Origin of the sequence: Radiobacillus sp. PE A8.2 (assembly GCF_045635475.1) — a bacterium.
GTDB lineage: Bacteria > Bacillota > Bacilli > Bacillales > Amphibacillaceae > JBJGXI01.
In genome coordinates this window covers 26,203-38,656 of sequence record NZ_JBJGXI010000011.1, presented here as the reverse complement: position 1 = coordinate 38,656, position 12,454 = coordinate 26,203, and the positions used below count along the sequence as shown (strand labels likewise).

The following is a 12,454-nucleotide window of genomic DNA, read 5'->3' as shown; positions in this document are numbered from 1 at the left end:
AAAAAAATCCCCGATGGACGTTTACATCGGGGATTGATTTTTGTTATATTTTGTCGCCTTTTTCAATTACAGGCACATCAACCGAAACAGTTTCTGGATATTTAATACCCATTCCTGTATTTAACGCGACAACAACTTGATTGTCTTCAATCCATCCTGATTTTCGTAATCGACGTGCAGCTACGAAGGTCGCAGCGCCCTCAGGACAAACAAACGCACCTTCCATGGATGCGATCTTTTCTTGCTCTTGTAATATTGCATCATCTTCAATTGCGATCGCACAACCCTCTGTTTTATAAATCGCATCAAGGACTAAGAAGTCCCCGATTGCTTTTGGTACATTGATCCCAAAAGCAATCGTTGAGGAGTTTTCCCAGAAAAGTGATTCCTGTTTCCCTTCCTGCCAAGCTTTTACGATTGGCGCGCAACCTTCTGCTTGCACAGCTACTAACCGTGGGAGTTTTCCTTCTACCCAACCAAGCTCTTTCAATTCTGTTAAAGCTTTATAAATGCCGATAATACCAACACCACCGCCAGTTGGATAGAGGATTACGTCAGGCATTTTCCAATCCATTTGCTCTGCAATCTCAAGTCCCATTGTTTTCTTTCCTTCAATTCGGTATGGTTCCTTTAACGTCGAAGCATCAAATAATTCATATTCCTTAACGGCTTGTCCAACAACCTTGCCAGCATCACTAATTAATCCATTAATGATATGAAGATTGGCACCTGAGACGGCGACTTCATTCCTCGTTATTTTCGGTGCATCAACAGGCATGACAATCGTTGATTTCAGCCCTGCTCGTGCAGAGTACAGTCCCCAGGCTGCACCTGCATTTCCATTCGTAGGCATCGCTAATTCTTTCACACCTAGTTCTTTGGCCTTGGATACACCAACAGCTGCACCGCGCGCTTTAAAGGAACCAGTCGGAATAATTCCCTCATCCTTCATGAATAGATTAGGAATATCCATATCAGCTCCGATTGAGGGCATATCCAATAAAGGTGTCATGCCCTCCCCTAATGTGACAACATTGGCTTCGTCTACTACTGGTAAAAGTTCATGGTAACGCCAAAGGCTAGCGGTTCTAACAAGTAATTCGGCTTTGGTTAAATTTTTAGAAAGCTCTTCTAAATCGTAGGCCACCAATAGTGGTGCTCCGCACTCGCAGAGCTGATTCACTTTTGTGTGATCATATGTAGTTTCGCATTTTGGACAATAGAGATGGGAAATATAACTATATTTCATTTAAAGCGCTCCTTTCTGTTTGTAAGCTATGATTCTATTATTGCATATTATTTTGTGCAACAAATAGTCTTAGGAAACGATATATTGTTAAAAGGTTTGTATGATGAAATTGGCCAATTGATATAGTCCAAGAATTTATAAGTTAACTGTCCCCTGTACCCATATGATTGCATAGGATATTAGAAAAATAACAAAAAGGGGGAAGGCTAAAAATGAGCTTATTTATTAACAATGGCAAATATCCAACACTGTATAAAACGAAAGCTAACTTAAAGGCATCAAATCAAAGTAGTTTTCGGCTTAACTATCTTTCTGAGCTGTTAGATGAACAGCAAAGAATTAACAAATCATTATCAAGATCATTTGATGAATTACAATTGCTTCAGCAGCAACATCAGTTCAAGCAATCAACGCGTTGGCAGGATGTGGATAACCAATTAAACGCATTAAAAGAACAAAATGTTGACCGAGAGAATGTGACTAAGCATACACAAGCACAGCTAACTGAAATTGATCAATCAACACAGGCGGTGCTACAAAAGTTAGAAAGTTATCAGCAAATTAATCTGCAAATGATGGAAATGCTGTCCTTACAAAAACAGATGGCAGATCAAATAAATCATCAAGAAAAGCATCATGATCACGTACTAGACCGGTTGGAAAGCCAAGAGGCATTAATGCAAAAAGCACTAAGGCAGTTAGACAATATTCGAGCGACGATCTTTGAGCGAGCGAGTCACCTTTCAGACAAAATGGAAGATGGATATCATGTAACAGCTGCCTATTTTTATAAGTTGGTTTCAGGGTCTAAACAACCATTGAATTTTTTTATGATGAAGGATAGAAAGGAAGAGCAAGATAAAAAGTGATATATAATCTGATAACTGTCGATTATAAAAAAAGCCAAAACCTTTTGTGATAGAGTGTTTTGGATTTTTTTGTGCGTGTCTAGCTCCGAGCGCCAGAAACTAGGCGACTTCACGAATCGCCTACGATAAGTCATCATTGATTCGCAAGCTCATCATGATTCCTTTATCTTTAGTCGATTCGCTCCAGTCGCTACGTTTCTGAGCGGCGCTCTGCGCTTTTCTTATATATTTCCCTATTATAATAGCTAGACAGTATACGACATATTTCCCGGGAAAAGATTTTTGCTTCGTAATTTCATAAAGTTTGTCGAATTAGTTACAAATCTGTTTGGAGAAAAAGGGGAAAGTCGTCCTAGAATAGAACAGTCAAGCCTATATATATACGAATAATTGGAAAGTAGTAAACAAATTATATAGGTATAAGCTAACAGCTAATTCAAATTATAGTTAAAAATAATTACGTTTGTCACTATTATTAATACGTTGTTCATGATAAATTCAGTAGCAACTACTACTATTAAGTAACAATACTTCTATTGCATAAAGGGGAAATTTTAATGACTAAAATTGCCTGGATAACGGATAGCACATGTGGGTTGTCTCAAGCATTTATTGATGAAAACAATATCCATGTATTACCGATGATTGTAAATATAAATGGCATATCGTACCGAGAAGATATTGATATATCAAAAGAAGAGATTTATGAATTATTAAGACAGCATGGCGAAGGTGCAAAAACGAGTCAGCCTGCTTATGGAGAATTCGTCGAATTATACGAACGTCTAAAAGGTGAATACGATGTCGGGATTGCGATTCATGCATCAAGTGAACTGACCGGTACATACCAAAGTTCAATCAGTGCAGCGGAACTGGCTGACTTTCCAGTTGAAGTCATCGATTCAAGAATCGGCTCCTACGCACTCGGTAAAATGATTTCTAATGGCATTGAATTCCAATCAAAAGGAAAAACGTACGAGGAAATTGTGCAAACGTTACGCACGTATCCTGCTAAAACTGAAATGTACTTACTGCCAGAAAGTTTGGAACAGTTAAAACGAAGTGGGAGGGTAAGCACCACTCAAACCGTGTTTGCAAACCTGCTTAATATTAACTTGTTGTTAAAGTTTGATGATGGCAAAGTAGTTGTTGATGAAAAAATCCGCAGCAAAAAACGAACAACAAGAAGGATTTTCCAAATCATTGAAGAAGCTGTCGAGAAAAAAGAATTTACTGAGTTGTGTATCATGCACGCAGGTGTGAAAGAGACAGCGGATCAGTGGAAACAAGAATTGGAGAAGCTCCATGACCATATCAAAATTAAGGTGGAAGCTTTAGTTCCAGTTGCCGGTGTACATACAGGATATGGGACAATGTCTGTTGCTTGGTTAAAAGATAAGTAAAGAACAATAGACCCTTTATGCAGGGGTCTATTTTTGATTGCAAACTTGAGAAAAAACTTATATCTCGTAAGTGGTAAAGCATTCATTTATAATGAGGACAAGGAGGTGAACAAGATGGAAAAGCAAATATTAGAACTGTTGACTGATTTTAAACATGAACTTACTGGAATGCGTAAAGAATTTAAAGAAGAGCTAACAGGAATACGTACTGAATTTAGGGAAGAACTAACAGGAATTCGCACAGAGTTTAAGGAAGAACTGTCAGAAATGCGAAAAGATCAGAATTCACTTAGAGTAGAAATGAGGAATGGATTTGCTCAAGTAAATGACAAGCTGGATATACTAACAAAGCAAATGAGTAATGTGGTCATAGAAACGTATGTAGCGGGAGCGGCGTCAAAGAAGGAACTGAAATCCTTATCATCACGAGTAAATAAATTAGAAGATGAAGTGTTCAAATAGCCATCAAGAGGACGGTTTCTTGATTCTGGAGTCTTTTTTTGAACAAAATACAGAATCGTTTAACTATAATAGGGTGTTAATGAAAAAAATCATGTTAAAGAAGCTGAAATTTCCTCTTATAATCAATCACTATGAATTACACCTTGCAGCGTCCTTGGTTAAAGTCTTGTAATGCATACCTAAAAACAACCCCAGTATTAAAGTTAACTTTAACGCATTTTTATTTTAAATCAAATGTCTCCCCATACTTAGTTAATTTCCACACTCAATAAACCATCATGGAAAAACTCTTTTTCTATTCTAACAAAAAATGTTTATTCAGATTCTGACTGAGGAACAGTTGTTAGTGAAGTATACTTAATAAGGAAAGAGAGGGGTTATTAATATGAAACAAAAATTACTATTAATTGTCGCTGCTGTAAGTTTAAGTCTACTTCTAGCAGCTTGTAGTGGGCAAGAAGAAAGCGCAGATGATAACACACAAAATACGGATGATACCTCCTCAGATGTTACAGAGGTAGAAAAAGTAGCAGAGGATAAGGTTGTTGCTACAGTCAATGGTGAAGAAATTACTGGTAGTAAATATAATGATATGTATAGCCAAACGCTAATGATGTTTCAGCAGTATGGACAAGATGTGAGCGACGCTAGCCAGTTGCAAGAACAGACATTGAGCCGATTGATTGAACAGGAGTTACTCCTGCAGGAAGCAGCAGAGGTAGGAATTGAAGCTCCGAGTTCCGAGATTGATGACAGACTAGCACAGATTAAATCACAATTTGAGAGTGACGAACAATATCAGCAACAATTAACAGAGCTTGAATTAACGGAGCAATCATTACAAAATCAGCTTGCCTATGAAATTAAGCTTAACAAATATATGGAGCAAGAACTTCCAGCGGTGGAAGTAACGGATCAAGAAATTCAAGATTATTATGATCAACTTGTGAATCAGCAAGGTGATCAAGCTCCAGCATTAGAAGAAGTTGAATCTCAAATTAGAGATGCACTAATGCAGCAGAAGCAACAAGGTAAACTTGCAGCTGAAATTGAAATTCTCAGAGAAGAAAGTGAAATTGAGACATTAATTTAATTTTGTCACCTGATAAGGAGTGGGTTTCCATCTGTGAAATCCACTCCTGTTTTTTTATTGTAGATGAAGCTTAAACTTCTAATCCTGCAATTCCGAACCCACCAGGACCGGCGTGAGTGGAAATCATTGCGCCAGCTTGCATCCATTGGACATTTTTGAATCCAAATTCTTTTATTAATTCATCGATCCGCTCCATAATCTGTTCATCCAATCCAATCGAGTATTGTAGGTAAATAAGTTCTCTATCAATGTCATATTGATTGAAATAATCTTTGATCAGCGCTTCTGCAACATTACTCATTTTCCCACGGTATTTCTTTGTTGAAACGAGTTTGCCATCAATCAATTCAATACGAGGCTTTATCTTTAGCAAAGCACCTCCGAGATAAGCGACATTGCTAACTCGTCCACCCGCTCTTAAAAACTCTAAGCTACCAGGAACGAAAGCAAGTTTTGATTTTGGAATGATTGCTTCAATTTTTTCTATCAATTGTTCAGGCTGAATCGTAGGCTCTTTTTCTAATACGCTAGCAGCATACAACACAACCGCAGCAAGGCCACCTGTAACGTTCAGGGCATCAATGAGAAAAAGATTATCAAAATTCTCTGAAGCAATCACTGCGTGTTGAAAGGAGGAAGAGGCTTTAGACGTATAACCAATATGAACGATAATGCAGTCAGGAAAATCAGCTTTTATCTTGGTGAAAAAATCATGATACTCATGAGGATTTGTTGAAGTTGTAGAAGGTATTTTTTTTGTGCGGTCATAATGATCGTAAATATCCTGTACGGGTAAAGAGCCATCTAAATAATCCTTTTCACCCATAATAATGTGCATCGGAACGATTTGAATATTATGCTTTTCTGCTAGGTCCTGTGGCAAGTCTGCTCCGCTTTCTGTCGATAGAATAATTCTTCTCATACTTTTTCCCCTTTCCATATATGTATTACATTTAATACTATACAGGAAAAGGTGCCGTCATTCATAAGAACCGTGTAAATTATATGTTATTATAAGGAAAAAATCTTAATTACTAAGCTAAATAGGCTAGTTATCATTGTTAGGGGGAGAAATGTTTGATTGCAGCAATGTATAAACGAAGGGAAAAATTTGCTTACGTCGGATTTGTAGTAATTACAGTCTTGTTTGTTGGATTTATCATATTTGATAGACCTGATACAGGGCAGGAATGGATGGAGGCATCACTCATCTTAATGCCAGCTTTATTTCTATTCTTTTTAGCTATTGTTAGTAGACGACATTATAACAAGATAAAGGAAATCGCCATACCCAATTCAGATAAAGCCATAACGGATGTAGATCACCTTGTATTAAAGAAAGATGCTGGACTAAACCCAAGGGTGCTTTGCTTTGAGAAAAATGGACATTACATAGGGATGTTTAAGTCTGCTCAGCTTCCTTGGTGGTTATATCCTGTCCTGCTTTACCAAAGTTCACTGATCACTTTGTTTCCGATTACAATTGCATTTATTTCAAACGACAATAAGACGTTGTTGACGTTAAAACGTAAAGGCTTTAAGGAAAGTATCATAGCTGTCTATGATCAGAATCGTACATTTCTAGGTGAATATGTGCGAAAGGAATTTAAAAGCCTTATAAAATTACATGGAGAATTACGAAATGAGCAAGGCGAGGTTATTTTACCTGTCAACGTAGATGGATTTTCAGGTGATTTCACATTGAAGGATGAAAAACAGCATACATGGGCGCATTTTTATAACGGTTATTTCCCACATGAATACACTAATATTTTTAAGGATATCGACAATGATATTGTGGAATTAAGTAATGAAATTCCGACACCTCATAAACAAGTCTTGTTAGGAATGGTAGGTTACTTATTTCTGGAAAGGAATAATAGGTGAGATAAAGGGGGGCAGTAACCCCGTCACTGTGAAAATGTATACCAGGGTATAGTGTTCGTGCGTAAGCGTTAACGGTAGTATGGTACATACACATGAGAATTGGATTTGATTGTGGAATAACCATACAAAGGAGACGTGTTAATGATAAAAAAGAGTTTTGTACTGATGGTACTCTTATTTGTAGCAGTGATTGGACTAGTGGTACCGAAAGCGGATGCCGTTACAGCAGTAGTTCCAGATACTGGCTTAAAAGAAGCGATTAATGATGAGCTGGGTGAACCTGCCACATATGAACCTACCATCGCAGATATAGAATCGCTTACAACACTGACTGCTTTTGGTAGGGATATTTCAAATTTAGAAGGGCTACAACATGCGATCAATTTGGAGGAGCTTATTCTAAATGGAAATGAAATTACAGAAATATCACTACTAAGCGGTTTAGTCAACATAGAAGAGTTGAGCATAGCACACAATTCTGGATTGAGTGATATTACACCATTAAATAACCTAAATCAATTAACCTACTTAAGTTTAGAAGGAAATAATAATATTGATATCGCGCAACTTAGTAATTTCGTCCAGCTAGAATACTTGTCGTTACGTTCTGTCGATATTAATGATATAAATCCTTTAAGCAACTTAACAAATTTAACTATGTTGGATTTAGCTTTTAACAATGTCAAAGATCTTACACCAATTAAAGACTTTACTAATCTACAAAGCTTATCAATAAGAGGTAACAATGTAAGTGATTTATCACAAATAGACACGGTCATTAGCCTGTTAGGAACTTTCGATGCAGAAATGCAAACAATCACGTTACCTGATAAAGTATTGGCAGATTCAGCCACTTCATTGACGATAGATAATCCAGTCATTGCTAGTGACGGTAGCGTTGTTGATGGCAATATTACGCCAAGTGACGGTGGAACCTACAATTCTCCAGAAATTGAATGGACAGGATTAACTGCTACGGATACAGAAAGGTCCTTCACTTTTGAACAAGGAAACTTCGCTGGAACCGTAACACAGCCGATCAAAAGGACGTTGATCCCAGATGACGCATTAAGACAATTAATTAATGTTGAATTAGGAAAGTCTACATCCTACGAACCGACACAAGTGGACTTAGAATCACTTACGAAGCTTAGAGGTTTTAGAGAGAATATAGCTGATTTGGAAGGACTGCAATATGCAATTAATTTAGAGGAACTGACGTTGAGTTATAATCAGTTCGATGACCTTACACCAATAAGTGGACTAACTAGTTTGAAGCACTTAAATATCGACAGCAGTATGCTTGATGATATTTCAGCGATAAGTGGATTGACTAACTTAATCTCCCTAGACATAGGTCATAATCAGATTAGCAAGCTAACAGCACTAAACAATCTGACCAACCTAACTGAATTAAGAATCCAAGCAACGCCAATTGATGATCTCACACCTTTAAGCAATTTGACGAATTTAACGAGCCTATACCTTATGGACACAGATATCACTGATCTTTCACCGATCAGTAGTTTAACAAATCTAACTGAATTAACCGTGAACAGACAGCAATTTGAAGATGATGATATCCAGCCGATCTTCCAATTACCTAACTTAACGTACCTTAGTCTTAATGACAATAACATCACTGATCTATCACGATTCACCGTATTTACAGATTTAGAGGAGCTTTCACTTGTAGACAACAAAGGAATTACCGATATCCAGCCGTTGGAAAGTCTGGATCACTTAGAAGCGTTAAATATAGCCTATCTTGAAAATTTAGGTGATGCTGGTGTAGCGGTGCTAGAAGGTTTAACGCAGTTAAAAGAGTTGAATGTAGCAGGTTTAAACCTTAGTAATCTTACCTTTTTACGTAACATGACAGATTTGGTGGAATTGATGGTGTTCAGCAATAATATTACTGACCTTACACCAATAAAGGATTTACAAAATTTAAAAATACTAAATGTAAGCTATAACTCGGTTAGTGATTTATCACAAGTGACAGGTCTGATTAATCGATTAGATCATTTGTATGCTTTTGATCAAGAAATCATATTACCGGCAAAAGAAGTGCAGTCGACAGAAACGTCTTTAACTTTAGAAAATCAGATTATGTTGGCGGATGGATCGATTGTTGGTAATATAATGCCAAATGATGGTGGGACATATCAAGCGCCAAACGTTACATGGACTGGCCTGACAGTATATGAAACCGATCTTTCCTATGCATTTGATGAAGGGCAATATACAGGGACTGTAACACAACCACTTAAATGGAATCACGAAGATATAGTGATAGACCCTGATGTTGAAACGGAAGTATTTGCAGATCAAAATGTTACAATCAGAGGGACAAATGTTGTGATCACGACGCCATCTGATTTACCACTTGGAACAAAATTGACTGTATCAGATAAGACTGGTAATACAACAGGGGATGGAATGGAATCCGCAGGTAAAGCGTTCAGCTTTAACTTTGTTTACCCTGCTAACACAAGTTTTTCTGATGATTTTACTTTAGTTATGGGCTATGAAACGAATAGCTATACAGAAAGCCAGGTAGACATATATTATTATAATCCATCAACGAGTAAATGGGAAAAGCAGAACGGACATGTAGATAGTGGGAAAATCATGATCCACCCTGCTCATTTCTCCACATATGGTGTTTTTGCTACTGTTGACAGTAAGGAAGACAGCGATGACGAGCAAAATGATGACAACAACGATAATACTGACAGTGGAGAAAACGACAATAATAATGGTGGAAACGGCGATATGGACAATGATACAACCGATGACGAGGGTACTAGCACAGACGAAGAAAATGAATTACCGAACACCGCAACACCATGGGTATATCAATTGATGTTACTAGGTCTTGGACTACTGGTAGTTGGTGGTGGACTGCTTTTATTCCGATTGCGACAGAGTAAACTGTAAATTTCAAAGAGTTTAATATGGATGGGACCGCCTACTATGGTGGTCCCATTTTCTATTTTGACAAACCGAATTACATATTTTGATTTAAATCCTGAAAAGCTTGTTTTTGTTGTGCCAACTCTTGACGAGCTAAACCTATAGCACTTTCGTTGTCGGCAACCTGTTCTGCTTGCTCGAGCGATTTCTCGGCACGTTCCATTGCGTGTGTGATCTGACCCATCACCTCATTGGTTGGATGACTTTGTGCTTGATGTATCGCATTTCGCAGGTGCATGATAGACTGCTGTGCTTGCGTAAGCTGCGTTTGGTCCTGCATACTTGAAAGATTATTGCCTCTTCTCAAAATAATACCTCCTTATTTCTTCATGAATCGTCGTTTTTAATGTGCCTATAAGTGCGTTAAATATACGTGGTATCTTGGAGACGGTTACATGGTAGAAGGTTTGTGCTTTCTGAGAAAATGTAAATACTCAAATCCGAAGTTGTCAAAACTCGAAAATGGGTATTTTTTCTTGTACTATTGATACTATAAATAGAAGAATGGAGGACATTACATATGAACATGAAACGATGGATTGCATTAGTGATTGCAGTTGGGCTGTTTTTTGTGTCGATAGCATTTCAGTTTATATCAAGTATTGCCACTGCTGATTTTGAATCTATGTTTAGCATGGAACAAATCGATGATGACATTTCTGAAAAGGTAATTGAGGAAGGGGCAGGAACGAATAAAATTGCAGTGCTTCATTTAAATGGAGTTATTCAGGATACGACACCTAGCTCGTTTATTAACACGGGTGCCTATAACCATAAACGATTTTTGGAGATGCTTGATAAAGCAGGAGAAGATCGTAATGTAAGTGGGATTATACTCCGCGTTAATACACCTGGCGGAGGAGTCGTGGAAAGTGCAGAGATACACGATAAAATCGTTGAAATTCAAGAAGAATATGAGAAGCCTGTTTACGTATCAATGGGCAATACCGCAGCTTCAGGCGGTTATTATATTGCGGCGCCAGCTGATAAAATCATTGCGCATAACGCAACACTAACCGGGTCGATCGGTGTTATTATGGAAAGTTTTAATTTTGCAGAATTGGCCGATAAAATAGGCGTGGATTTCAATACGATCAAGAGTGGAGAATACAAAGATATTATGTCAACATCACGTGAAATGACCGATTCAGAGCGTGAAATCCTGCAGACGATGATTGATGATATGTATGATGATTTTGTGCAAGTAATAGTCGATGGCCGAGATTTGTCAGAGCCACGTGTGCGCGAGTTAGGTGATGGACGCGTGTATACAGGAGCCCAAGCACAAGAGGTAAATCTCGTCGATGAACTAGGCTCTCTAGATGATACCATCGCGATGATGATAGAAGAGCAAGAATTAGGTAACGCAAAAGTTGTCGAGTATGAACAAGGCTTGGGGATTAACCAATTCCTAGGTGTATCGATGCAAAGTATGTTCAGAGCGGACTCGGATATGTTTGAAATACAAGATCTGTTACGCGAAGGTAACGCACCGCGTGCCATGTATTTATATTCTAAATAGGGGGTGTCGTAATGAGTGAAGCGCAAGTAGTGTTTGCTGAAGAGCAACCTAAGGAAAAGCGATATGCAGGATTTTGGATGCGGTTTTGGGCGTATGTGACCGATTTAATCATTGTATTCAGCATTAACGGCATCCTGCTCATTCCATTCAAATTTATGAACGATAATATTCAATTGGATATTGGCTTTTGGACGGTCACTGGGATTATTAGTTCGATCGTCTTTTATTTATACTTTTTGTTTATGACAAAGAGTTTTAAGCAGACGTTAGGAAAAATGATTTTTGGATTGAAAGTAATACGGGAAGATGATAAACCACTAACATGGAGTGATCTTCTGTTCAGAGAAGTTGTCGGTAGATTCATTCATCGTGTGTTTTTTATTGGTTTATTTTTGTATGTGTTTGTAGCCTTTACAAATGAAAAACAGGGAATACATGATATGTTTGCTAGTACGCGAGTCGTGTTTGCGGAATAGGGATAGTTCAGACAAGGAAATGCTGTGTTGCATTTCCTTGTCTGAACACACCAACTTATCGAAGTTTCACACTATAAAACCGCATCGCCTTGGGCACGCCTTCAATGTCAAATACACCATTGATAATTAAATGTCTAACCCTATATTCCACATACCCATCGCCGATGTATTGTTCTAAATGCCCAATCACTTCACCAATGAGACGTGCTGATTTCATAAATTCACCTCTGTCCAATTTTTTTGCTTTACTTATAATAAAGTCATCGAAATAGGATGCATCAACATGATGTAACTTACCTTCTTGCCAAATCCGAAGTACTTCCTGCTGCGTGGATAATTGCTCCCATTCAGATTCAAGTTTTTCCCTTTCTTCAGCAGTTAATAGGTGTGTGATTCTTTCTGGTGATAATTCTCCTGTATGTAATGGGAAATGCTCCGTGCCGAATTGAGTTTTGAACCAAAATGTTAGCGCCGCATTCCCCTTCAAAATCTACCGATTTAGTGGGGGTTAGGC

At 37.9% G+C, this 12,454-nt stretch carries 12 protein-coding genes; 8 read left to right on the top strand and 4 right to left on the bottom strand.

Annotation, left to right across the window (positions count from 1 at the left end):
* Window positions 1-43: 43 nt before the first annotated feature.
* The gene (locus tag ACI6MV_RS08010; RefSeq protein ID WP_407269760.1) at window positions 44-1,249 is read right to left on the bottom strand and encodes a threonine synthase; all 1,206 of its coding nucleotides are present in this window, start codon (window positions 1,247-1,249) and stop codon (window positions 44-46) included.
* Between the two features lie 212 nt (window positions 1,250-1,461).
* Here ACI6MV_RS08010 and ACI6MV_RS08005 point away from each other — a divergent pair, with 212 nt between their 5' ends.
* The 4 genes from ACI6MV_RS08005 (at window position 1,462) to ACI6MV_RS07990 (ending at window position 5,076) form a co-directional block, all read left to right on the top strand.
* The gene (locus ACI6MV_RS08005; RefSeq protein ID WP_407269759.1) at window positions 1,462-2,118 is read left to right on the top strand and encodes a hypothetical protein; all 657 of its coding nucleotides are present in this window, start codon (window positions 1,462-1,464) and stop codon (window positions 2,116-2,118) included.
* A 557-nt stretch (window positions 2,119-2,675) separates the two neighbouring features.
* Complete coding sequence (locus ACI6MV_RS08000) at window positions 2,676-3,521, top strand: DegV family protein (protein WP_407269758.1); 846 nt, start codon at window positions 2,676-2,678, stop codon at window positions 3,519-3,521.
* Window positions 3,522-3,635: 114 nt separating this feature from the next.
* Window positions 3,636-3,983, top strand: coding sequence for a hypothetical protein (locus ACI6MV_RS07995; RefSeq protein WP_407269757.1), 348 nt, complete (start codon window positions 3,636-3,638; stop codon window positions 3,981-3,983).
* Between the two features lie 385 nt (window positions 3,984-4,368).
* Entirely contained in the window at window positions 4,369-5,076 is a 708-nt protein-coding gene (locus ACI6MV_RS07990) for a SurA N-terminal domain-containing protein (protein ID WP_407269756.1), read from the top strand.
* Between the two features lie 70 nt (window positions 5,077-5,146).
* Here the strand turns inward: ACI6MV_RS07990 and ACI6MV_RS07985 are convergent, their stop codons facing one another.
* Entirely contained in the window at window positions 5,147-5,998 is an 852-nt protein-coding gene (locus ACI6MV_RS07985) for a DegV family protein (RefSeq protein ID WP_407269755.1), read from the bottom strand.
* Window positions 5,999-6,153: 155 nt separating this feature from the next.
* Here ACI6MV_RS07985 and ACI6MV_RS07980 point away from each other — a divergent pair, with 155 nt between their 5' ends.
* Together ACI6MV_RS07980 and ACI6MV_RS07975 are read left to right on the top strand one after the other, a co-directional pair.
* The gene (locus tag ACI6MV_RS07980; RefSeq protein WP_407269754.1) at window positions 6,154-6,963 is read left to right on the top strand and encodes a hypothetical protein; all 810 of its coding nucleotides are present in this window, start codon (window positions 6,154-6,156) and stop codon (window positions 6,961-6,963) included.
* A 141-nt stretch (window positions 6,964-7,104) separates the two neighbouring features.
* Entirely contained in the window at window positions 7,105-9,906 is a 2,802-nt protein-coding gene (locus ACI6MV_RS07975) for a leucine-rich repeat domain-containing protein (RefSeq protein WP_407269753.1), read from the top strand.
* Window positions 9,907-9,976: 70 nt separating this feature from the next.
* On the opposite strand, the gene ACI6MV_RS07970 is transcribed toward ACI6MV_RS07975, so the two are convergent.
* Window positions 9,977-10,249, bottom strand: a complete 273-nt coding sequence (locus tag ACI6MV_RS07970; protein ID WP_407269752.1) for a hypothetical protein — start codon at window positions 10,247-10,249, stop codon at window positions 9,977-9,979.
* A gap of 213 nt (window positions 10,250-10,462) precedes the next feature.
* Here ACI6MV_RS07970 and sppA point away from each other — a divergent pair, with 213 nt between their 5' ends.
* Window positions 10,463-11,464: a signal peptide peptidase SppA gene (gene sppA, locus ACI6MV_RS07965; protein ID WP_407269751.1), complete on the top strand. Its 1,002-nt coding sequence runs from the start codon at window positions 10,463-10,465 to the stop codon at window positions 11,462-11,464.
* Between the two features lie 11 nt (window positions 11,465-11,475).
* Entirely contained in the window at window positions 11,476-11,940 is a 465-nt protein-coding gene (locus tag ACI6MV_RS07960; protein WP_407269750.1) for an RDD family protein, read from the top strand.
* Window positions 11,941-11,995: 55 nt separating this feature from the next.
* Here ACI6MV_RS07960 and ACI6MV_RS07955 read toward each other — a convergent pair whose 3' ends face one another.
* Window positions 11,996-12,427 carry a DUF3658 domain-containing protein gene (locus ACI6MV_RS07955; protein WP_407269749.1) on the bottom strand — a complete coding sequence of 144 codons (432 nt, stop codon included), beginning with the start codon at window positions 12,425-12,427 and terminating at the stop codon, window positions 11,996-11,998.
* Between the last annotated feature and the right edge of the window lie 27 nt (window positions 12,428-12,454).